A 22,145-nucleotide genomic window follows, 5' to 3' on the forward strand; every position below is an offset into this window, starting at 1 on the left:
CCCGTGCTGACTTTTGAGCAAAAATTAAACAACTATGCGGACATCATCGTGAAAATCGGAGCGAACATACAACATGGGCAATCGGTTATGGTTAATGCGACAATTGACGCGCCAGAGCTCGTTCGACTCGTCGTGAAAAAAGCGTATGAAGCCGGTGCCTACCAAGTGAAGGTATTCTGGCATGACGACGCCGTATCCCGCATTCATTATGATCTTGCTTCGCTTGAATCCTTCTTGGAGGAGCCAAAATGGTCCGCCGGCGAAAAGCTTGAGATGGCGGAAAAAGGCGCTGCCTCCATTACGATCGGATCCGCCGATCCCGATCTGCTTAGCGGCGTGCCGCAGGAAAAAATCCGCAACGCGGACCGTACGGCGCGCAAAGCTAACGAGAAATACCGTCAAATGTCCCAGGCTTTCAAATTTACCTGGTCGCTGGCAACAGCCCCTTCCGCTGCATGGGCAGCCAAGGTCTTCCCGGATCTTCCGCAGGAAGAACAGGTCGCAAAGCTGTGGGATACCATCTTCCAAATGGTACGTGCCGACCAGCCGGATCCAATCGCCGCTTGGGAAGCGCATATTAAACAGCTGAAATCCAAAGCGAAATATTTGAACGATAAAGCCTATAAATATTTACATTATGTTGCCCCCGGCACCGATCTGACACTCGAAATGCCGAAGGATCAAATTTGGCTTGGCGGCAGCAAGCAAAATGAACAAGGCACCTGGTTTGTTCCAAACCTGCCGACCGAAGAAGTCTATTCGGCGCCGCTTCGTACCGGCGTAAACGGTACAATCTCCAGCACAAAGCCGCTTAGCTATAACGGCAATATCGTCGACAACTTCTCCTTCACTTTCGAGAACGGCCGCGTGGTCGATTTCAAGGCGGAGCAAGGCGAAGAAGCCATTAAAGGCCTGCTCGATACCGATGATGCAGCAAAATTCCTCGGTGAAGTTGCTCTAGTACCGCATAAATCACCAATTTCTGATTCGAACATTTTGTTCTACAAAACGATCTTCGACGAAAATGCTTCCTGCCATCTGGCACTGGGCAGCGCGTATTCGTCCTGTATTAAAGGCGGCGCCGGCCTGTCGCGCGAGGAGCTGCTCGAAAGAGGGCTGAACCAAAGCATGGCGCATACCGACTTCATGGTAGGCTCCGCCGAGCTAAACCTCTACGGCATTACCGAAGACGGCACCCGCGAGCCCATCCTGGTTAACGGCAACTGGGCGTTCTAATCGACAGTTATTCTACAGAGCTTTATGATCGATCATGATCCTGCCGAAAAAACATCTCCCTCCAGTTGCTGTTGAAATCGTGATATTCGAATAAATTGTCTAAGGTTTTATCACGATTTCAAAGGCAAGCGTTACACTCTTCCAGGAGATGTTTTCTCTTCGGATCCTATCGATTATTTTTTGAGACACAAAGAGTGGAACTAGGCTTTAAGCCGGTTCCACTCTTTTTTTGTCCCCACACACCGATTGATAGGTGGAGAAGGAATAGTATCTCGTGGAGGAGCGTTAGCGCTTGCCTTTGTTATCTTGATATAACCGTTAAAAATCCGATCAGAATATCAAGATAACAACAGCAACCGGAAGGAGATACTTTCCTGCGTAACATCATCAACCTAATAATCCCTTCATCTCTAGCATGCGCCGCGACCGACTCTACTATCGCAAACATAGACTATACAAGATTCATCTATCAGGAGGAGGCTCCCCTTGATTCATCAAAACGTGAAGTCCTATCGGTACCGCGTCGGCCGCAACCGCTACATCGTTATTAATATTTATCAGACCGCCAAGGCATCGGCCGAAGCCGGGAATGTGCTCGCCAGCAACGCCGTTAACGTGCAAATTATGAAGCGCCTTGCGAAGCAAAAGAAGCGCAAACGTTAATACACCTCTATATTCGTCCAAACAAAGGCGAGGAGGTGATTCAAATGGGTCGTAAAGGAACAAAATCCGCTGACAAGAACATTGTCAAATGGAGTAAGGGTACAACAAACGTCCGCGTCGGCCAATCGTCGAATGCAACGATTAACCAAGGCGGCAACGCGTTTGCCATCAATGCGACGGAGATTGGCGTCGTCCGCATCCGTCCTGGCGCACAGGGCTAAGCAAAGCCGAAAAGAAAAGCAGGGCTGTTTCGCGCGGAGGTCAAGCTCCGCGCGGCAGCCCTGCTTTTTTTACGATCATCCGTACGACATGCAGCACGCTGACTACCGTCATCATATCGAAGCAGACATTAAACAGGAATAAATGCTTGCCGAGATCCGCCTCCCCGTCGCCGACAAGGGGTACCGTAAACCCAACCATCCCGGCAAGCGCAAGAACAAACAAAACCTCCATATACAGCCGCTGCTGCACCGATCGACGTCGCCTCCTATACTCCAAGGCAAGAGTAACGAGATACGCTGCCGCAAACGCCGCAACAAAACCAAAGTTGTTTGGCATAACCTTCAGCTTAAACGTACTCCAAGCGCTATAGGCGTAACTAACTGCCCCGTAAGGCTTGCCCGCCTCCTTCTCATAGCTGCCCAGATACAAAGGCCGGATACTCATTCCGTTCTTTGCGGCGCGTTCCAGCTTCTGCAGGAATCTATCCGGATGTTTCGCATAGTAGAGCAGCACATCCTTATGGCTGATCCCCTCCAGCGCCTCAAGAATGCGGGGGTCGTCCTGCTTGATCACCGTATCCTTCTCAAAAAAATTCGTTCCGGCATTCACCTTAAATTCCTCCGGCAAACCAAGCTCCCTGAGATCCGCTGCCGGGTCCGGCGAATCCTTCAGCACCCCGAAGAACACCGTTTGATACAGGTTAATATGCTTCAGCTCGCTTGGCGCCGCGGCATACATCGTGACGGTAGCAAGCAGCAGAACGGCCGACCAGATCCCGACTGTCCATCTCCATGCCCGGTCCGCACGCAGCTTCCAGTAACGCAAGCCCAGCAGCAAGAGCAGAAGCCCGATCGGGGCGTTTTGCAGCTTGGTGCCGACAAGACAAACTGCCGACAAATAAAATGCCGTCAGAAGCCAGGCCGAAGGCTTGTCCGAACGAGGCAGGGCAAGCGCTAGTCCAAACGTAAGCAGCATAAAAATGACGGTGACCGCTTCGCCGAAAAACGAGTTGAAATAAGCGACGTACCCGATATCCAGAAATACAAGCGCCAAGCTTGCGGTAAGCACGGTATTAAAGATAACCGAACGCTGCTTATTGAATTTAACGATGACATACAAAGCCGTCACGTATAAGACGGAATACAGCAGCGATAAAATACGTATGTCAAACGCATGCGAGTTCAATGCCCGGCCGATCATCCCAGCAATAAAGACAAGGATAATCTGGGAAGAGATATAACTTCCTGCCGAGAATGGCCCGTAATGATACAACGCATGAAAATATCCGAAATACTTGTCCCGGTACGATTCGCCGGGATCGGCGAAATCGATGCCGCCTGCCAGCATCATCCGGTAAAAGTCGCCATTATTCGCTACTCCGACAGGACTGAAGAATAATAGCGGCAATAATACAGCGGCTGCAACGATAACGGCCAGCCACTCCAAACGAATCCGTATTTTCACATAGAACCTCCGACAAATCTCTACAATTTTGCATGTATGACCTGACTTCCGGACTAGGACTTTATGTGGACAGCCTCTGTTGTGGATATGTTATTAACTTTATGTAAAGTCTCACTATAATTGGGGATTACTCATGTTGATAATGTGAATAAGCCTGTGGATTAATTAAATTGGCCGTACAGGAAAATTATATAATCCGTTGCAACGCCCGGATGCCCCTGTTGTCTTAGTATAGCCGCCACGTTCCCCCGGTGATACGTTCCGTGGTTAACAACATGCTGAATAATGCCGGATAAAGGTGCCGTCATGGACCCGAATCTCGGATGCGTAATCGTCGTCAGCTTGTCCAGATCTTCCACTCCGGCCATATAAGTACGGAACCGGTCTGCAATCACATTGCAACGTTCCTCCAGCGATGCAGCCGTCATCCCCTTTACTTCCTCCGCCTTGCGGTTAACCAAACCAATCAGATCCGCCTCTTCCCCCTGCAGGACGGCAAGCCACAGCTCATCGCGGACATACAGATGCTCCAGCACCGCGGCTACGGACGGGAACACGCTTTGGACTTCAGCCGCATACGCTTCTTCGGGAAGCTGCTTCAAATGCTCGAACAACCGATTGTTAGCCCATACATGATATTCGAATTGGCGCATGATTTCATGACTCATTCCTGCTCATCTCCCAGAGTAAAATGAATTGATTCCTCGTTTATTTTACCAAAGTTTTCTAATTTTTAACAATGAAACCGGGGCACCACTTTTTCCCGAACTATCGAAATGAAACCTAATCGAGCGTATAATCGTATGTAGGTGTTATAAGCTCCAATATTGAAAATCGAAAATCCCGGGAGGATGTTTAAAATGTCTATTTTCAAACGACTTCGTGACCTTACCTTATCGAATGTATACGCTCTGATTGAGAAAGCGGAAGATCCAATCAAGCTGACTGACCAATATATCCGTGACATGCAAGAAGATCTTGAGGATGCCGAGAAAGCCGTAGCTGCCCAAATCGCCATCGAGAAAAAATTCAAGCAGCTATATGAAGAGCAAGCTCAGCTGGTAGAAAAACGCGGTGAGCAAGCGCATATCGCGGCTCAGGCTCAGAACATCGACCTTGCCCGCCGTGCACTGGAAGAGAAAAAAGCGGCCGAAGCGAAAGCGGCCGAGTACAAAACAAGCTTTGACAATAACAAAGCTATGGCAGATAACCTTCGCGCGAAGCTCGACGAAATGCGTAAAGCATTGACCGAGATGAAAAACAAGCGCGAAACGCTGGTTGCCCGCTACCAAGCGGCTAAAGCGCAAGAACAAATCAACAAATCGCTTGCAGGCTTCAGCTCCGATTCCGCTTCCGCAGGCCTGAAGCGCATGGAAGAGAAAATGCTTCAAGCCGAAGCACGCGCCGAGGCATCAAACGAACTTGCGCAGTCCAAAGGCAAATCGCTTGACGACGAGTTTGCGGCTCTTGGCAAGGATAAAGCGGTTGAAGACGAACTTGCCGCTCTGATGCAACAGTACGAAAAGAAGGAATAGCATCTGCACGCATGGAATAAAATGGACTGACGCAAACATGTCCGCCGGCGCCATAGCTTAACGGCAGCGCCGGCGGATTTTGCAGTTCTATTACTTTATTGGGGGAAAGAATGTCATGACTTGGACGGATTTGCTGCAAATTCCGGTGTGGACAGGCGCTGGGGCGCTGCTGCTTTTTATCCTCATGTATCTAGACTCATTGTCCACGAAATACCATGATTTTAAGGAAATGAAAGATGGTAATATTGCTGTAGCGGTCCGCTTTGTAATGAAGCTGGGCGCACAGGCATACATCCTTGCTTCGTCGATCGGACAGGCAACTTACATGTGGGAAGCTCTTGTGATCTCGCTTGTATCGTTTATTACCCTGCTGATTGTTGAAGCGATTTTCCGGATTGTTTTTGGTGCCATTGCCGGCATTCAGCTGGACAAAGGCATTCACGAGGGCAAGGTCGGCTACGCGTTAATCGCCGGATCCCTTCACATTGCGGGTGCGCTGATTATTGCTTCGGTCTAACAGAACGATCGTACGAAGGAGTAAACCTTGATGAGCATTTTTAAACGAATTAAAAAAATTATGGCAAAGCCTGAGCCGGTGAAAGCGGAGAAAAGCATCTTGTCTCTTGCTCCCGGCGATGTGTGCGAAGTTTCCCTGGTCACGTATCAAGTAACCGGCAGCAGCCGGAACCGCAGCCGCAACGCGGTTGTGCTGACGCTGCAGGACGGAAGCGACATCCGCTATCTGTCGATTGAGGAACGCGAAAGAACAGTATTCGCTCTGTATGAGCAAATTGACGGAAGACTGGATACCTTTGACGAAGTACCAACTACCCTTGAACTGGATGACCGGGCTTATCACATGGAAGAGAACTTCTCGGGCATGATCGCCGCCAACGGCAAAACGCCGTTTATGCAAGGCGGCGAGCAATACGTATGGCAGTATCAGTCCGACGATATGAAGCTGCTCCGCGTGGAATGGCTCGACGGACGCTTCATGCTGTATGTTGGCGAATCGGTGCTTCCCGCGGATGTCCGCGTGATCCGGGGCGCATAAGGCGAAGCTATCCTTTAAGATTAAGCTTTCGAAGTAAGAATTGCTTCGCAATTCTTTAAGTTCATGCTTTCGAAGTAAGAATTGCTTCGCAATTCTTTTTAGGAGGAGCAAGATGAAGAAGTGGTGGCTTCATAGCATCAAAATTATTCTATTACTCAGCCTCATCGTTCCCATGCTTGCTGCCTGCGCCATCTCCGATACCGTAAAGGAGCAGTATCCGCTTGAATCGGTGAACGGTTCGGGCAGCCAGACGTCTTACGTCTACCGGGCTGCGGACCAGACCGTTCCGGAGGTCGCCAAGCAGCTCGTCGATAAGAAGAAGCCTGAGCAGCAGTCTGCGGAAAGTACCGAAAGGATGTTCCTCGTCTACAGCGATGAGGTCATCCAAATCCAGCAGGCTCCCGATGATCCGTCGGACTCCCTGATCGAAATCGACTCCAAGGAGTACGTGCGCAATAATTACAGCAGCAGCTTCCTGGAGGGTTACCTGCTCGCCAGCGTGCTGAGCAATCTGTTCGATAACGGCAAGTACGGTCATGGCAACTACCGCGGTTACTCCCAGAAGGATGTCTATAAACCGCAGACCACTTACCACAAGCCATCCGATCAGGATCTGAAAAAAGCACCGCCAATGACGGTGAACCGTACCGGATCCATCTTAAAACGTTCTAAGAATGCCGACTCCACTGCAGTTGGATCAGGCAGCAGCAGTTCGACCGGCAAGACCGGCAAGGTCGTCACCGGCGGCTCGTCATCAAGCTCATCGAAGAAGAGCTCGGTCTTCACCAAGCCGAAGAAATCGGCGCCGAAGATCCGCATGGGCTCCGGCCGCGTTTCGCGGCGGCGGTGACGATGCGCATGTTTGATGTTAATTGAGCAATAAACATAAAAAAACGCCCGATCGCTCGGGCGTTTTTTTATGTTTTAGTCCTATTTTATCTTAGTAACCAATGTCATTCCGTTCTGCGGCTTTTTGTGCCACATACTCTGTCATTTCCAGGGCACCGGCATCTTTGAACTTGTCTTGCGCTTTATGAAGGATTTTCAAAGCTTCATCATCCGACTTCGCGAAGTATGCTTTTTGCAATTCCGCGTTAAAGTCAAAGCTGCCTACCTTGTCGCGATATTGCTGATATTTCGGCCAGTCTCTTTCCAGATAGCTGGCGCTTACTTTATCGATGATTTTAATCGGCATTTTTACGGAGAAGCTTTCCTCCAGCTTATCCCATTGCGTTTTTTGATCATCCGTTTTTGGCCATGTCACCGTATCGGAGAATGCGCCAGTGAATCTGCCCGGCAGGAAGTTAAGTCCTTCGTCTCGCTTCAAGTCAGGATTCTCGTCAAACTGCTTCTTCACGTCCGGAATCCATTGCGGTCTTCCGTCCACCATCGTGTAATCCTTGCCTTCAATCCCCCAGTACGCAAGCAGTCGGCCTTCGTCGCTGTTTACGAAATCAAGGTAACGCAGTGCCGCATCCGGGTCTTTGATTTTCGCGCTCAAGAAGATCGCAGGGAATCCGGAACGTCCCGGCTTCTCAACTTGCGTTGCGATTTCGCCATTCTTATTCTTCATTGGACCAAGCAGCTCGTATTGCATTTCCGGATTCGTCTTATACAGCGTTTTGGACAAATCGCCAAGCATAGGCTGGGCTCCGAATACAGCAAGCTTGCCGGTGGTCAGCTTCTCCATAGCCGTTGTGTCGGTGTTGCTGAAGGCTTCAGGATCGAATAGTCCGCCTTGGATCAACTTGCGCAAATACATCATTTTGTCTTCTTCGTCTTTGGACAAAGCCCAGAAGGTCAGCTTGCCGTCTTCCTCGCGGAAGTCGGAAATATTGTAACCCGTCCAGCCCTTTGTGAATTGGCTGGAATCCCAACCGTTGTGCAGCGTTCCGGCAGGGATAACCGGCTTGCCGCTAATATCTTTGAAATTGCCGTTTTTGATCTTCTCCAGCAAATCGGTCAGCTTCTCCTGCGTATCAATATCCGCCGCATTTACATTCAGCGCCTTCAAGATATCGCCGCGGGCATACAGGCCGTAGTTCCAGTTATGAATGCTTTCGATCGAACCGTCCGGCGTCTCCGTCGGAATGATATATTGCTTGCCCTCCAGATCGGGGCTATTCATGTCAAACTCGGCAAAGTCTTTCGCTATGCCAGTCGTGATCAATCTCTTAACGTTCGGGTATTTATCGAGATAAGGCGTTAAGTCAAGAAGCTGACCTTCCAGAGCGGCTTTTTTAATAACTTGTCCTTCACCGCCGGTTGTCGACCAGTACGGAGCGTTTACGATATCCGGAACCGTGCCGGAAGCGAACATGGTATTCAGCTTCTCGACTTCGCTTGTCGTGATCGATTCCATCTTGAGCGTGACGCCAGTCTTGTCTCTAATCGCTTTTGCTACCGGATTGTTCTCTTGATCTTGCGGGAAACCTGCTCCGCCGCCATTCCATGCGCTCAGGAACGTTAACGTGACCGGCTTAGGCGTATCTGCTTCTTTTTGCCCCGAATTCGTTGCATTGCCTGCAGACGCAGACGCATCTGGTTCGTTGTTCCCCCCGTTATCGCTGCACGCCGTCATCGACAATGCAAGCAGCGGGATCGCAGCTGCCAAGCCAAGAGAACCTTTTAATCTGGTTTTACGCATTTGACAAGCCCCTCTCATTTCTTAATTTTTATATATAAAAGGCAGTGCCTTTTATACCCTTCGCCTCGCGACTACTCTTTAAGCGAACCTACCAATACACCCTTTACGAAGAACCTTTGAAGGAACGGATACACGCAAAGGATCGGAGTGGTGATGATGATGACAAACGTCATCCGGAGCGCTTCCGGCGTTACGCCCCGCAGCTCCATTTGGGACTGGCTCATGTTTTGGATCGACGAACCACTGCTCCCCGAACCCGTCATGGTCTGGAAGGACGCTTCGCTGATCATTTTGTTCAGGAACGTCGCCGCAGGCTGAAGGTTTTCTTTCGAGATGAAGAACTGCCCGGTAAACCAGTCGTTCCATACGCCAACTCCTACGAACAAAGCTATAGTAGCCAACACAGGCATGGAAAGCGGGAGAATGATTCGCGCAAACACCTGCATTTCGCTTGCGCCGTCGATTCGGGCCGACTCCGACAAGCTTGGAGGGATCCCGTCAAAAAACGTTTTCATGACAATCGCATTAAAAAAGTCGTACAGCACGGGAAGGACCAGTACCCAATACGTATCGATAATATGGATTTGCCGGTACAAAATGAAAGTCGGAATCAAACCGCCGCTGAACAAGGTCGTAAAGAAGAAGAAAAAGACGATGTATTTTCTTCCGGGCAGACCTTTCCGCGAGAGCCCATAAGCTAGCATAGAAGTCAGCATGACGGAACATAGGGTAACGATAAAAGTCCGTGAAACGGAAATCGTAAAAGCATTTAAGACCTGCGGATTATTAAATGCCTTGGAGTAGTTCTCAAGCGTAAAAACGCGAGGGTAAAAGTAAATGCCGCCTTTCATCGCGTCATAGCCGTCATTAAACGAAAGCGCCAAAAAATAAATAAAGGGGTAGAGTGCCGTCAGGCAAAATAGGAGCAGCACGGTATAATTCAAGGTCGAATATATTTTATCGGCTGCCGACATTCTTCTCGTGCCCATTCCCGCACCTCCTAAAATGAATTGTGAAGCAATTCATACATCGTAAGCATCCGCTCAAATGAATTGTCACCCTAATGGCTGTTCTGGCCATTGTGATGATTCATACTTCGAAAGCATAGTCCTATGAATTGTGAAGCAATCTTTCTTCACCATAAAGACACGTCGCTTACCTTCTTGGCTACCTTGTTCACCGTTATGATCAGGATCAGCGAGATCGCCGATTTGAACAAGCCGATCGCCGTGGAATACGCGAATTGTCCTTGCTGGATACCCGTCTTGAGCACGTAGGTGTCCAATATCTCAGAGACGCTTAATGTAGCAGGCGTCTGCATTAGCCATATTTGGTCAAACCCGGCATTCAGAATGCCGCTTAAGGAGAAGATGAGCAGAATGCCGATCGTAGGCACCAGGGTTGGCAGCGTGATTTTGAACAGCTTGCTCCAGCGTCCCGCCCCGTCCATTTCCGCGGCTTCATACAAGTGCGGATCAATGTTGGTTAATGCGGCCAAATAAATGATCGATCCCCATCCAATGCCCTTCCAAATATCGGAGGAAATGACGAGAGGATAGAATAATTTCGGTAGGCCCATGAAGAAGATCGCATCGAGTCCCATTTTTTCACGGATATCATTCACAAGACCAACGTTAGGAGAAAGAATCTTTTGCATCAGCGTTACGACAACGACCCAGGATACAAAGTGCGGCAGGTAAGAAATCGTTTGGAAGATCCGCTTTATTTTGCTGCGCATCACGGCGTTAAGCATTAAAGCGAGAACTAGCGGTGCCGGAAATCCGAACAACAGCTTAAGACCGCTGATCGACAGCGTATTTTTAAGGACTGAATAAAAGTTGGAATCATTCAAGAACTGCTTGAAAAACCGCAGTCCTTCCCATGGACTTCCCATTATTCCGAGGTTGTACTTGAAATCTTTAAATGCGATCAGAACGCCATACATCGGATAATAGCTGAACACCAAATACCAAATAACAGCTGGAAGCATAAACAAGTACGCATGCCTGAAATACCAAACTCTTGACCAAGCCTCGTTCTTTTTTTTGGTTATCGGCATAACTTCGACTTTTGCCTCATTCACAATCATTGTCTCTTCCACCTCCTAAAATGAATAACACATCCATGGCCAGGCGTTTGCCAGTAGTATAATTCATGCTTCGTAAGCAATTGCTTAGGCTTCAAAGCAACTTGCTACCTCAATTGCGGAATCGGCTACCCCTTACCCATGAGGTGAAAGCGGTTACACTTATTTATAATATAATATATTTAATATATAGAATCAATACTACCTACGAACGATTTTAGGGGTTATTTGAGCAAAAACGCTGGGTTTTCGAACAAATTATGGGTATTCCTCTTGTTATCTAGCCTATTCAATTTTCTTTAATCTATATAATATATTAAATATGTTTGTCGCATTGTGTAGGATCGTGGAGTTTTTAGTCGCATAAACGCTAATCCTCGCTTCGGCGGCGAGACTTTAGACATGGTCGCTTGGCGGAAGCGCCACTCTCACAGCCTATGTTCGTCCGCCTATCCGAAGTGTAAGAAAGACAAACATGACCGTAACTTCGCCGTCACATGATTGATATGCAAGCCCATATACTAGAAGCAACAACATTCGAGGTAAGGGGCTGCTGGGCATGAGAAGCAAAGCGCGCAAGGTAGCGATCGTCGGGGTTGGCAACGTGGGTTCAAGCTGCGCGTACTCCCTTATCAATCAATCGATATGCGAAGAGATTATGCTTATTGGACGGACGCCTGACCGCGCAGTTGCGCAAGCGCTCGACATGTCGCATGGCATGGATTTTATCCATTCCCGCACGAAGATCTATAACGGTACGTACGAGGATTGCTCGGATATGGACGTCGTTATTCTCTCCGCCGGCGGTTATCCGCCAAAAGGCCAGGACCGGATGGGCATGCTAAGCGCGGTAGCCGACATCTATGGCCATATCATTCCGCGGATTATGGACAGCGGGTTTAACGGTATTTTTCTCGCGGCGGCTAATCCGGTAGACGTGGTTACTTATGTCGTATGGAAGTTGTCAGGACTACCCCGCGGCCAGGTTATCGGATCCGGCACATCCATTGATTCGGCCCGGCTCAAAACGCTGCTCTGCGAGCATTTCTCCGTTGATCCGCGCAGCGTGCACGGCTATGTGCTGGGTGAACACGGAGAATCCCAATTCCCGGCCTGGTCGCATGTGACGATTGGAGGCAAGCCGATTCGGGATATTCTGACCCAGCATCCGGTCCGGTTCGGCCATCTCAAGCTGAATGAAATTGCCGAACAGACCAAAAACGCAGGCTGGGAAATTTACACCCGCATGGGCTCTACCCACTACGGCATCGGTAATGCGCTTGCCTATATCACCCGCTCCGTTCTGTATGATGAACACCGCATCATCGCCGTCTCCTCCATCCTCGAGCAGGAATACAACCAGACGGGCATTGCGGCAGGCGTTCCCGCCATCGTTACCCGCAGCGGCGTAAAGGAAATCATTGAACTTAATTTGACGCCGGAGGAAGAGCGGCAGATGGCTTTTTCATGCCGTATCATTCGCGGGGCAATTGAGCAGTTGAAGCTGGGATGATACAATGGAGGGCATCCTACTTATTCTAACTATCCGGGAGATAACGTACCTTATGCCTTTGAACCAGCTTACTGATCAACAGCTGCAGGAAGCAATCGCAAGCGGAGGCTCCGTGCTTGTTCTGTACCGCAGCACCTTCTGCACCCCTTGCCATACGATAGCCGGACAGCTCGAGGCCGCCATCCCTTCTCTTCGCGGCGAGATGACCGTTGCTTTCGTTAACATCGATCTGTTCCCGCAGACAGCCGCTCCGCTTGAACTGCGCGCCGTTCCTGCCATGGCCTTGTATAAGGATGGCGAGCCGATTACGGTGATGCGGACTTTCGTGGCCTGCCAGTCGTTTATTCAGATTCTTAGCCATCGCATGAAACAATAGATTGATTATTCAGATAACATCAAGTATGATGGTCGTTATATAACATCGAGGAACGGGACAGTAGCAGGATGATGCACATGAGCAGCGAGCCGGGTTGGTGAAAGCCGGCGATGGCGCATTTTGCGAAGAGGACCCGGGAGATGGCTTGCCGAACCGATTTTCGTTATACAGTAGGCCTGCCCGGTTCAGTACCGTTACAACGGCGAGATGCTTATAGCAGCGCGTTTATTTGTACTTCCGCCTGCCAATAAGCAACAAGAGTGGCACCGCGGGATTAACCCCCGTCTCTTACGAGACGGGGGTTTTATGTTTTTATTTTTGCTACCATTTTCTCAGGAGGCGTACCCTTATGTTAAAAGAAATGATTGCAGCCAGCCTGGCGGAGCACTGCTCCCTATCGAGCCAGCAAATCGAGGAGCTTCTGGAGTTCCCGCCTAACGAGCAGCTTGGCGACGTCGCTTTTCCTTGCTTTGCCCTGTCGAAGCTGATGAAGCAAAGCCCGGCGCAAATCGCCGGACAACTAGCCGTATCCCTGGCGGAGAGCAGCCGGTGGACGATATCCGTTGCCGGTCCCTACCTTAACTTCAAGTTCAATCGCGCCGCGGTAATAGAGCAATTCGTACGGAATGGCGGAGCGCAAACACCGGAGATCGGCGGAGGTAAACGCGTCATTATCGATATGTCCTCCCCCAATATCGCCAAGCCGTTTGGCATCGGGCATTTGCGCTCGACGATGATTGGCAACGCCCTTTACAACCTGCTCCGCAAGGTGGGCTACGATACGGTTAACGTTAATCATCTGGGCGACTGGGGCACCCAATTCGGCAAAATGATTACGGCTTACCTGAAATGGGGAGACCCCGCCGGCAAAGCCGAGGATCCGATTAAAGCCTACCTCGAGCTTTATGTCCGTTTCCATGAGGAAGCGGTGCTCCAGCCGGAGCTCGAGACGGAAGCACGGGAATGGTTCGTTAAGCTGGAGAGCGGCGACACGGAAGCTAACCGCTACTGGCGCATGTTTATCGAGGACAGTCTAGCCGCCTTCAACAAGCTGTACGACCGCCTTGGCGTATCATTCGACCATTACCTTGGCGAAAGCTTCTATAACGATAAAATGGATGCGGTAGTGGAGCAGTTGACCCGTCAAGGCTTGCTCGAAGAGAGCGACGGCGCGTTAGTGGTACGGCTGGATGAAGAAGCCCTGCCGCCTTGCATTATCAAAAAATCCGACGGCTCCTCGATCTACGCTACGCGTGATCTAGCCACCGCGATCTACCGGCATGATCAGATGCTGGGCAATGAGCTGCTGTATGTGGTTGGCGCGGAGCAATCCCTGCATTTCCGTCAGCTCTTCCTGGTGCTCGGACGGATGGGCTTTGATTGGGCGACAGAGTGCAAGCATATCCCGTTTGGCCTGATGCTGATGGACGGGCAGAAAATGTCTACCCGCAGAGGCAAGGTCGTCTTCCTCGAGGATGTTCTGGATGAAGCGGCCGCGCATGCTCTGCGCATTATCGAGGATAAGAACCCTAATCTCGCCGGTAAAGCCGAGGTTGCGGAAGCCGTTGGCGTTGGCGCCGTTATCTTTGGCGATCTGCTCCACTCGCGGCTTCATGAAGTGAACTTCTCCCTCGAGGACGTCGTTAACTTCGAAGGAGAGACGGGTCCTTACGTGCAGTACACTTACGCTAGAACGCAAAGCCTGCTGCGCAAAGCAGGCAGCGATGGTCACGCAGAATCTGACCAACATGCGGATGCTGCCGATTACCAATATGCCGAAGGCGACCAATCCTGGCAGCTGGCGAAGACCTTGATGCGCTATCCCGCTGCTCTCTCGCAAGCGGCGCAGCGTTATGAGCCTTCCGTCGCCGCCCGTTATCTGATCGAGCTAGCCCAGACGTTCAACCGGTTCTATCACCACGAGAAGATCATTACCGGCAACCCTTCCGAACAAGCAGCAAAGCTAACGCTTGTCCGCATGACGGCCGAAACCCTCGAAGACGGACTGAGGCTGCTGGGAGTCAAAGCGCTGAAGGAAATGTAAGAGCACTAAGGGGCAGCCTCCTATTGATAGCGGACCTGCCCCCTCTGTTTGATTATAGTTTGCTTTGTTGGATGTCATATTCCTCCACATAATTGCGGTATTCTTTTCCACGGCAATAATGGATGATATCCTCCTGGATCTCCGGGTACAGCACAATGGTAGGCAGCTCCAAAATCGGTATCCATTTGACCCCGATCTGGGTTGGATCAGGAATATCGGGGAATTCGGGAGACGAACCTTTTTTCAGCGTGCATGCAAAAGTAACCCCTACCGAATGCGTATCGCCGTAAATGCCGTTATTTTTCGCCGGCTGATATTCATAAACAAACGCTACGGGACCTACATCCACCTCAACGCAAGCTTCCTCCATAGCTTCCCGTTTAGCGGCTTCCACGAGCGTTTCTCCCGCTTCAACGCCGCCCGCCGGCAGGTTATAGTGCACGCCGTCGTCATTATCGTTCTTGAACTCGATCAATAGAATCTCGTCGTTCTCCACGATTAATGCGCATGCCCGAAGACGAATCTTCTCCAAGGTATCCCCTGCCTTCGCTTAGTATTGCTCGGCCTGTTTGACCGGGACTTTGATGGGTTCATCGAAGCTGGAAACCGTATGTATGATGTTAAAAAGCAAAGCGAGATGAATCAGCATTAGCAGCTTAAATACAACGGGGTATTTCTTTTGGGTAAATCGAATAAGGAAGCATAAGGCCAACGCAATTACAGCTCCTGCAATCATCATGACTTTAATAAAGGTAAAATTGATTTGAAATAAATAGGATATAAAGATCGAAATCCAGGTATAGCTTTGCATCCAATAAATAAAGAACAACAGGATGTAAAACAAAATATTAGTCAGTAATTTAATAACGCGCATCGTACCCTCCATATTCAAAAGCTTCTAACAGCCGCAGTTACCATTATAGCTGTTGGAAATCGATCAGCGCTTCATATTCTTTTCCGCAATCGCAACTTTCCTTGTTTTTCCAAAGTATATAGTTATAGGTTCATACATCGGGTCATGGACGGACTGAAGGCGGGGAAGAAAAAATTTGAATAAGAAAATGATTATTCTGCAGATCTCTGTGCTTGTTCTTCTGATTAGCATTCTTTGCACGACGTATTGGCTTTACCATAACCGTGATGAGGCGGTTTACCGAAGAATTATTACTCAAGACGGATACAGCCTGTCCTTAGTTAAGGAAGGTATAACGGTGAACTTCTTCCTCAAGCCGGAATGGATTCCGAAGGAGGTTGGAGAGACAAAGCTTAACCTTGTGATCGCAAAGAAATTTGATTCGGACATTATTCTAGATAAGGTTGAAAAGCGCGACACGGATTTTTACATTCAAATAAAAGCTGTCTCTCATCCGAGTAGAAGTTCCGGCCAGCTCCTCTCCCTTTCTCAACTTACGAATGACACTTTTTCAAACTTGGGAAACCTTAAGTGGACAATAACAGATACTAACGGAAAGGACATACTCGAAGGAAACTATGGCACAGCCGAAGGATCGGATCTAACACTTATTAGCATTAATGATACGGATCGCGATAAGTTCTCGCAGGGTGTTAAGGTTAGCTTCTCCGGCTTTAACTTGTATGGGTATCGTCAATATAACAAGTCATATAAAGGGATACTTCCAGCTATTATCGTGACCGCGCTAATCATTGGGAGTCTGGTCATGCTTTACCGTAAGCGTACAGATCCCGAGAACGGATTAGGCTGGAAGCTCCTTGGCCATATGCTGCTTGGCGGATTTACGTTTGCAATTAATAATTTCAAGCTACCGCTTGGCTTTGTAGTATACCTGTTATTTTTCCGAAAACCAAGATCCAATCTCTCGGTTAAGGATAAGGCTGCCCTGCTTGGTTTACTCATGTATGTTTTGCAGTTGGTTGTTCCACCTATTGTTCATTATTTAGATTCAGAGCCTCAAAGTTTGACTATACGCCATATATCGGCAAAAGAGCTTGGGGCAGACGGCTTGTGGAAGATGGTTGCTGCCCGTGCAGCGATAAGCATTCAGGCTAGAGTAGACAGCTTTGATGCCGTGCTTTCGGCTAACGGCGAGATCAAAGAGCTTAGCTTCCGTTTAACGGATATGGATGCAAAGGGACTCTATACACATGTATGGGCGGTTTATCAGTCTTCCGATCAGTCTGTTAAGCTGAGCCGCAGCACCTCAGAACAATGGGCGCAGTACTCCCAACTGATGTCGTCAGATAACTTCATAGAGCAGTTCAATCGTCTGCAATTGTTGAAGCTAAAGCCTTCAGGAGCCAACCATAACTATATAAAAATAGAGCTTTTAAACGGTGGTATGCAGGCTAACTATGCAATGAAAGATATGAATAATTATGGAGTTGATGAAAAAGGCGTCTACCCGATTGGAGATAATCAGCTTCCTGTGACCGCGCATCTCATGTATGTATGTGCGCCGCAGTCTTTAGATAATATGTCCGCATGCGAGGACGATGTAAATTATTACTTTAACATCGTGGAAGGCGGAGCGCGGGAATAAATATCGTTAAGCAACCGGCAAAACGACAAACGGCTTCTGCCGGGGTGAATCACAGTCCTTACGGACAATGGTTCACGCTGGCAGAAGCCGTTTCATCATTTTTAAAAAGCTTAAGCTCTCATGGAAGCAGGAATAAAATCATGCTCATTCACTTGACGGTCGAACAGCTCTGCATTTTTCTCAAAGCAGCCGCAGTAGTAGTCTTTCATGCACAGCGGGCATGGAACGTTGAGCAGACGCGTTACGCCTGTCAGATGCCACTCTGGTTTGTTGCTGTAGAAAAGTCTTGCTCTGGAGCCGTCGGCAAGCGTCATAATGTACTGGAATAAACCGGATTTCAAGTCTTTGTCCGCTAAGGTTACGCTCTTAATTTGAAGTTTCGAATTCAAGATCTTCACCCTTACTATTCGTATTCAAGCTTGTGTAATAATACCCTTTATAGCGCCTGAAGTCAATATTTGCGGCATGGGTAGCGGCTTTAGCGCCTACTGTACTTATTTTTGTAACAGTTCGCGAATTAGGGTATAATCAAGGTTGCACATACTTACATGCACAGGAGGTGCACCGCACTCATGATCAAACTGGGTATTCTCGACCAGTCACATATTAACGAAGGACAGAATGCAGCTTCCACGCTGGCGGACACGACCCGTCTGGCACAAGAAGCGGAAAAGCTCGGATACGGCCGTTACTGGATCTCCGAGCATCATGCCGGTAAAATGCTGTCCTTCTCCAGCCCCGAGATTCTTATCGCCCATCTGGCGGCAGCAACCTCGCGCATCCGCGTAGGCTCCGGCGGCATCATGCTTCCGCATTACAGCTCCTACAAGGTTGCCGAGAGCTTCAAGCTGCTCGAAGCTCTTCATCCTGGCCGCATCGATGTTGGTCTTGGCCGCGCCCCTGGCGGCATGCCAACAGCGACCCGTGCGCTGCAGGAACACAAGTTTGTGGATATTAACAAGTATCCACAGCAAATTATCGATTTAATCGGTTACCTTCGAGGAAAAATGCCGGAAGGCCATCCATTCGCGGGACTACATGCCGCTCCTTCAATCGAGCAGGTTCCCGAGGTCTGGCTGCTTGGCTCCAGCTATGAGAGCGCACGGATTGCGGCACAGCTTGGAACGAACTATGCTTTTGCTCAGTTTTTCGGTACGCCGGGCGGCGAGACCGCGATGAAGCATTACCATGAAAACTTCGAGCCGTCCGTACTGTACGACAAGCCGCATTCGATGATCGCCGTTCTTGCCATTTGCGCGGATACGGAGGAAGAGGCTAACGAGCTTGCGCTCAGCACGGATCTATTCTTCCTGCTGCTCGAGAATGGCATAGACCAGCTTAGCTTCCCTTCCGTAAAGACGGCCTACGATTATCCGTATACGGAGTCCGACCTGTATCGGATTAACCGGGCTCGCGAGCGTCGCATTATCGGCACGCCGGAACAGGTTAAAGCCGGCATCCTGAAGATGGCCGAGCAATACCAAGCCGATGAGGTGCTCGTCATGAGTTCGGTCCATAACTTCGAAGCTCGCGTGAAGTCGTATCGTTTGATTGCCGAGGCATTTGGGCTGGAGGGATAAGCCCTTTGGAAGGACACTTGGCGTCCTTGGCGTCCCCATCACTTTTGCTGCGTACATTAGAATGGATCCAATAAAAAACCAGATAAAAGAGGCGAATAGAGACTACGTTGGATTCTGTCCAGCGTAATGCTCTCGATTCGCCTCTTTGCTTCAAAAACAACCGATTTTAATGAACGAAATCCAACGTAGCACATACGGGCTACCTTGAACTGTATTGGAAGCGGCACTGGTCAGCCCAATCAGGCTGAGTATGTGCATTTCAGCAGAATTGGTATTTCCCCGCTACTCCTCGTAGATCATTTTCCGCGTCATGCCGCCGTCGACTACGAGATTGATGCCGGTTACGAAATCATTCTCCGGATCCGTCAAATAGAAGCAAGCGCGGACGATATCATCGGGTCTGCCTACTCGCCCTGCCGGATGCTGCGAATGATCCTCCGCGCGCAGTGCCTCGTAATCGCCGTTCTCAATCCAGCCCGGGCTGATCGCATTGACCCGCACATGTTCGGGTCCCAGCGATACGGCAAGCGCATGCGTCAACGCAACGATGCCGCCTTTTGAAGCCGCGTACGCCTCGGAATTCGGCTCGGACATCAGCGCCCTCGTGGATGCCAGATTTACAATCGAGCCTCCGCCACTCTCTCGCATGCGTTTGCCCGCTTCTTTAGCACAGAGAAAAGTTCCACGCAGGTTGGTGTTGAGCACGTAATCCCACTCATCCAAGCTCAGGTCAAAGGGTGATTTCCACTTCCCTAAGCCCGCATTGTTGATCAACACGTCGATTCGTCCATACTGCTCGTCAATGGCTGCGAACGCGGCTTCAATCTCCTCCGGGCGGCTTACATCAACCGTTAATCCAATGGCATGACCGCCTGCCTCAACAATCCGATCCACCGTCTGCTTCACCAGCTCGGCATCGCGGTCAACGGCCGCAACCCGGGCCCCTTCAACTGCGTAGGCAACGGCCAGCGCTGCGCCGATTCCTTTGCCCGCACCCGTTATTACAGCAACTTTCCCTTCAAACCTCATCTTTATCCGACTCCTTTCTTAGTACAGTATCCGCCATAAATAAAATGTCGCGTAAGACTCCCAGCCCTTCCAGCCTTCCGCCATTTGCCTGATCTCGCTGATGGCCGGCTTCGCCTCACTGCCCGTCAGAGCTTTAATCGAATTATGAAGACCCACATCCGCGATCGGAAAAGCATTCGGCAAGCGCAGGCAGCGCATAAGAACATAATTCGCCGTCCAAGGCCCAATGCCGCGAATCCCCGTCAGCTGTTTTTCGATTGCCGCAAAATCTCCAAGCGCAAGCAGGCTTTGCTTATCTAAAGAGCCCTCAGCCATAAGCTTGGCTACCCCAATGAGATACTCGGATTTTTTCGAGGTCATTTGCATGGACGCCATATCTTCCGGCTTTAACGTCGCAATGGTCTCGGGAACCGGAAACTGCCAAAATGTCCTGCCCTCCCGCTCTACGCTTTGCCCGTATGCCTCCACGAAGCGCCGCTTGAGCGTATAAGCAAAGGCTAGATTAATCTGCTGTCCTATGATTCCCCAGCATAACGCCTCGAACAAATCCGAAATCCCGACGCTTCGCAGGCCATGAAAACGCCCAATCGCATGAACCAGCAGCGGGTCTTTCTCCGCCATTTCGTAAAAAGGCAGCAAATCCGTATCGAAATCAAACCACTCCCGGATAAAAGCTTCGATCTCCCGCTGCCGTTCATCGCTAACCTGCTTCTCGCCAATGACCCTCACAAGCAGTCCGCCATGGCCGGACTCCCGGATCACAACCGCCGCGGGCTCTTCCCCGCTGCCTGTGGGAATAAGCCGGTAAACGGCATCCCCCTCCACCTGATACAGCGGCTCATTCGCCGATCTTCGCAAATAATTGACCGTCTCTTTATAGCTGAAGGGCACCGGCGTTTCGATATGCAGCAGCACTGATTCCGTCATGGACATCCTTCCCTTTTCCTCTATTCTTCTTACATTCTACTCCATTCATTGAACCACACCAAATCGCTCCGCCGCTTTCGTAATCTTGCGCTTTCATTCGTGCCCGCTTACGGTTTGAGGTCTAATCAAGGTATACTAAACCTGGAGGTGAGCGAAAATGGGAAATACGGAAACGACCAACATCCCTGAGGACAAATGGCTTGCCGTTCTATCGAATGACGGCTCTTACGATGGGCAATGGTATTACGGAGTGACCACGACGGGAATCTTTTGCCGGCCGTCCTGCAAATCGAAGCCTCCGAACCGTTCGCATGTCCGGATTTTTCAGACATCGAGGGATGCCTTATCCGAGCGATTCCGCCCCTGCAAGCGATGCAAGCCGGTCCAGCAGCAGCTGCCTGACGAGGAATGGGAAGTACAGGCCCGCGCTTATATCGAGGCACACTACTATGAGCAGCTTACCTTATCCCATCTCGCAGACGTGCTGCATCTAAGCCCTTATCATCTGCAGCGGACTTTCAAAAGACTTACGGGTTTAACGCCCGCAGCCTATATTCAGCAAATCCGTATCCGGGAAGCGATGAAGCTCCTTGCCTCAACCCATCTCCCCGTGACCGATATTGCGGGGCAGGTAGGCTATACGAACGCCGCCCATTTTACGACAAGATTTCAGAACGTTACCGGCTTAACCCCAACCCAATACCGAGGAGCGAAACAACAGCCATGAGCAAAAATATATATTGGACCCTGCTTCAGCATGACGATTGGAACCTGCATTTGGCCGCGACCGATAACGGCTTATGTTATGTCGGCTCGCAAGGGGCTTCCTACGAGGAGCTGGCCGAATGGGCTGAAGCGCGCCTGCCCGGCTATGAGCTGGTCCGGCATGACGCGGAGCTGGAACGCTATACGCATGAGTTTTCGAAATATTTTCAAGGAAGTCTGGACGTCTTTACGCTGCCGCTTGATTTGGTCGGCACTGATTTCCAGCAAAGAGTGTGGCAGGCGATGAGCGCGGTACAGTATGGCAGCACGGCTGCTTATTCCGATCTTGCCGAGACCATAGGACGTCCGCAGGCCGCCCGAGCCGTAGGTGCCGCAGTAGGCGCCAACCCTCTCCTAATCGTCCTGCCCTGCCACCGGATTGTGGGCAAGACGGGCTCCATGACCGGCTACCGCGGAGGCCTTCCGATGAAGACAGCATTATTGGAATTGGAACAAAAACGCGGCTAAGCAAAACATCGATATAC

At 50.1% G+C, this 22,145-nt stretch carries 24 protein-coding genes and 1 other annotated feature; of the genes, 14 read left to right on the forward strand and 10 right to left on the reverse strand.

From position 1 onward, the window contains the following. Positions 1-3: 3 nt before the first annotated feature. The 3 genes from PJDR2_RS26835 (at position 4) to PJDR2_RS33320 (ending at position 2,120) form a co-directional block, all read left to right on the forward strand. Positions 4-1,236, forward strand: a complete 1,233-nt coding sequence (locus PJDR2_RS26835) for an aminopeptidase (protein ID WP_015846889.1) — start codon at positions 4-6, stop codon at positions 1,234-1,236. A 486-nt stretch (positions 1,237-1,722) separates the two neighbouring features. Next, positions 1,723-1,899, forward strand: coding sequence for a hypothetical protein (locus tag PJDR2_RS33315; RefSeq protein WP_015846890.1), 177 nt, complete (start codon positions 1,723-1,725; stop codon positions 1,897-1,899). A gap of 44 nt (positions 1,900-1,943) precedes the next feature. After that, entirely contained in the window at positions 1,944-2,120 is a 177-nt protein-coding gene (locus PJDR2_RS33320; protein ID WP_015846891.1) for a hypothetical protein, read from the forward strand. Between the two features lie 40 nt (positions 2,121-2,160). On the opposite strand, the gene PJDR2_RS26840 is transcribed toward PJDR2_RS33320, so the two are convergent. Together PJDR2_RS26840 and PJDR2_RS26845 are read right to left on the reverse strand one after the other, a co-directional pair. Further along, positions 2,161-3,585, reverse strand: a complete 1,425-nt coding sequence (locus tag PJDR2_RS26840) for a hypothetical protein (RefSeq protein WP_015846892.1) — start codon at positions 3,583-3,585, stop codon at positions 2,161-2,163. Between the two features lie 161 nt (positions 3,586-3,746). Then, positions 3,747-4,253, reverse strand: a complete 507-nt coding sequence (locus tag PJDR2_RS26845) for a DinB family protein (protein WP_015846893.1) — start codon at positions 4,251-4,253, stop codon at positions 3,747-3,749. A gap of 192 nt (positions 4,254-4,445) precedes the next feature. On the opposite strand from PJDR2_RS26845, the gene PJDR2_RS26850 reads away from it, so the two are divergent. The 4 genes from PJDR2_RS26850 to PJDR2_RS26865 all read left to right on the forward strand — a co-directional run bounded on the left by PJDR2_RS26850 (position 4,446) and on the right by PJDR2_RS26865 (position 7,024). After that, positions 4,446-5,120, forward strand: coding sequence for a PspA/IM30 family protein (locus tag PJDR2_RS26850; protein WP_015846894.1), 675 nt, complete (start codon positions 4,446-4,448; stop codon positions 5,118-5,120). Between the two features lie 115 nt (positions 5,121-5,235). Next, positions 5,236-5,637 (forward strand): DUF350 domain-containing protein, encoded by a 402-nt coding sequence (locus PJDR2_RS26855; RefSeq protein WP_015846895.1) that lies wholly within the window; start codon positions 5,236-5,238, stop codon positions 5,635-5,637. A gap of 30 nt (positions 5,638-5,667) precedes the next feature. After that, positions 5,668-6,174: a DUF4178 domain-containing protein gene (locus PJDR2_RS26860; protein ID WP_015846896.1), complete on the forward strand. Its 507-nt coding sequence runs from the start codon at positions 5,668-5,670 to the stop codon at positions 6,172-6,174. 112 nt (positions 6,175-6,286) lie between these two features. Next, entirely contained in the window at positions 6,287-7,024 is a 738-nt protein-coding gene (locus PJDR2_RS26865) for a DUF4247 domain-containing protein (RefSeq protein ID WP_015846897.1), read from the forward strand. A gap of 90 nt (positions 7,025-7,114) precedes the next feature. On the opposite strand, the gene PJDR2_RS26870 is transcribed toward PJDR2_RS26865, so the two are convergent. The 3 genes from PJDR2_RS26870 to PJDR2_RS26880 form a co-directional block, all read right to left on the reverse strand. Then, positions 7,115-8,821 (reverse strand): extracellular solute-binding protein, encoded by a 1,707-nt coding sequence (locus PJDR2_RS26870; RefSeq protein WP_015846898.1) that lies wholly within the window; start codon positions 8,819-8,821, stop codon positions 7,115-7,117. Positions 8,822-8,892: 71 nt separating this feature from the next. Continuing rightward, complete coding sequence (locus tag PJDR2_RS26875) at positions 8,893-9,810, reverse strand: carbohydrate ABC transporter permease (RefSeq protein ID WP_015846899.1); 918 nt, start codon at positions 9,808-9,810, stop codon at positions 8,893-8,895. A 146-nt stretch (positions 9,811-9,956) separates the two neighbouring features. Further along, complete coding sequence (locus PJDR2_RS26880) at positions 9,957-10,910, reverse strand: ABC transporter permease (RefSeq protein ID WP_015846900.1); 954 nt, start codon at positions 10,908-10,910, stop codon at positions 9,957-9,959. A 556-nt stretch (positions 10,911-11,466) separates the two neighbouring features. Here PJDR2_RS26880 and PJDR2_RS26885 point away from each other — a divergent pair. The 3 genes from PJDR2_RS26885 (at position 11,467) to argS (ending at position 14,840) form a co-directional block, all read left to right on the forward strand. Further along, positions 11,467-12,420 carry an L-lactate dehydrogenase gene (locus PJDR2_RS26885; RefSeq protein WP_015846901.1) on the forward strand — a complete coding sequence of 318 codons (954 nt, stop codon included), beginning with the start codon at positions 11,467-11,469 and terminating at the stop codon, positions 12,418-12,420. Between the two features lie 52 nt (positions 12,421-12,472). After that, on the forward strand, positions 12,473-12,796 hold the full coding sequence (locus PJDR2_RS26890) for a thioredoxin family protein (protein ID WP_041613658.1): 324 nt from the start codon (positions 12,473-12,475) through the stop codon (positions 12,794-12,796). 39 nt (positions 12,797-12,835) lie between these two features. Next, positions 12,836-13,088, forward strand: a binding site (T-box leader). Positions 13,089-13,145: 57 nt separating this feature from the next. Continuing rightward, positions 13,146-14,840, forward strand: coding sequence for an arginine--tRNA ligase (gene argS / locus PJDR2_RS26895; protein WP_015846903.1), 1,695 nt, complete (start codon positions 13,146-13,148; stop codon positions 14,838-14,840). A 52-nt stretch (positions 14,841-14,892) separates the two neighbouring features. Here argS and PJDR2_RS26900 read toward each other — a convergent pair whose 3' ends face one another. Both PJDR2_RS26900 and PJDR2_RS26905 read right to left on the reverse strand, forming a co-directional pair. Beyond that, positions 14,893-15,372: an NUDIX domain-containing protein gene (locus PJDR2_RS26900; RefSeq protein WP_015846904.1), complete on the reverse strand. Its 480-nt coding sequence runs from the start codon at positions 15,370-15,372 to the stop codon at positions 14,893-14,895. Positions 15,373-15,390: 18 nt separating this feature from the next. Next, entirely contained in the window at positions 15,391-15,714 is a 324-nt protein-coding gene (locus PJDR2_RS26905; protein ID WP_015846905.1) for a hypothetical protein, read from the reverse strand. A gap of 175 nt (positions 15,715-15,889) precedes the next feature. Here PJDR2_RS26905 and PJDR2_RS26910 point away from each other — a divergent pair, with 175 nt between their 5' ends. After that, on the forward strand, positions 15,890-17,359 hold the full coding sequence (locus tag PJDR2_RS26910; protein WP_015846906.1) for a hypothetical protein: 1,470 nt from the start codon (positions 15,890-15,892) through the stop codon (positions 17,357-17,359). A gap of 110 nt (positions 17,360-17,469) precedes the next feature. Here the strand turns inward: PJDR2_RS26910 and PJDR2_RS26915 are convergent, their stop codons facing one another. Beyond that, a complete protein-coding gene (locus tag PJDR2_RS26915; protein WP_041613660.1) occupies positions 17,470-17,748 on the reverse strand; it encodes a hypothetical protein in 279 nt (92 codons plus the stop codon). 183 nt (positions 17,749-17,931) lie between these two features. On the opposite strand from PJDR2_RS26915, the gene PJDR2_RS26920 reads away from it, so the two are divergent. Next, the gene (locus PJDR2_RS26920; protein ID WP_015846908.1) at positions 17,932-18,939 is read left to right on the forward strand and encodes an LLM class flavin-dependent oxidoreductase; all 1,008 of its coding nucleotides are present in this window, start codon (positions 17,932-17,934) and stop codon (positions 18,937-18,939) included. A 282-nt stretch (positions 18,940-19,221) separates the two neighbouring features. Here the strand turns inward: PJDR2_RS26920 and PJDR2_RS26925 are convergent, their stop codons facing one another. Together PJDR2_RS26925 and PJDR2_RS26930 are read right to left on the reverse strand one after the other, a co-directional pair. Further along, the gene (locus tag PJDR2_RS26925; RefSeq protein WP_015846909.1) at positions 19,222-19,968 is read right to left on the reverse strand and encodes an SDR family NAD(P)-dependent oxidoreductase; all 747 of its coding nucleotides are present in this window, start codon (positions 19,966-19,968) and stop codon (positions 19,222-19,224) included. Positions 19,969-19,986: 18 nt separating this feature from the next. Beyond that, complete coding sequence (locus tag PJDR2_RS26930) at positions 19,987-20,895, reverse strand: DNA-3-methyladenine glycosylase family protein (RefSeq protein WP_085982425.1); 909 nt, start codon at positions 20,893-20,895, stop codon at positions 19,987-19,989. Positions 20,896-21,052: 157 nt separating this feature from the next. Between PJDR2_RS26930 and PJDR2_RS26935 the strand changes: the two genes are divergently transcribed. Both PJDR2_RS26935 and PJDR2_RS26940 read left to right on the forward strand, forming a co-directional pair. Beyond that, positions 21,053-21,622 (forward strand): bifunctional transcriptional activator/DNA repair enzyme AdaA, encoded by a 570-nt coding sequence (locus PJDR2_RS26935; protein WP_015846911.1) that lies wholly within the window; start codon positions 21,053-21,055, stop codon positions 21,620-21,622. Further along, positions 21,619-22,128, forward strand: coding sequence for a methylated-DNA--[protein]-cysteine S-methyltransferase (locus PJDR2_RS26940; protein WP_015846912.1), 510 nt, complete (start codon positions 21,619-21,621; stop codon positions 22,126-22,128). Before PJDR2_RS26935 ends, PJDR2_RS26940 begins: the two co-directional genes overlap by 4 nt. Positions 22,129-22,145: the final 17 nt, after the last annotated feature.

It is taken from the genome of Paenibacillus sp. JDR-2, from assembly GCF_000023585.1.
GTDB lineage: Bacteria > Bacillota > Bacilli > Paenibacillales > Paenibacillaceae > Pristimantibacillus.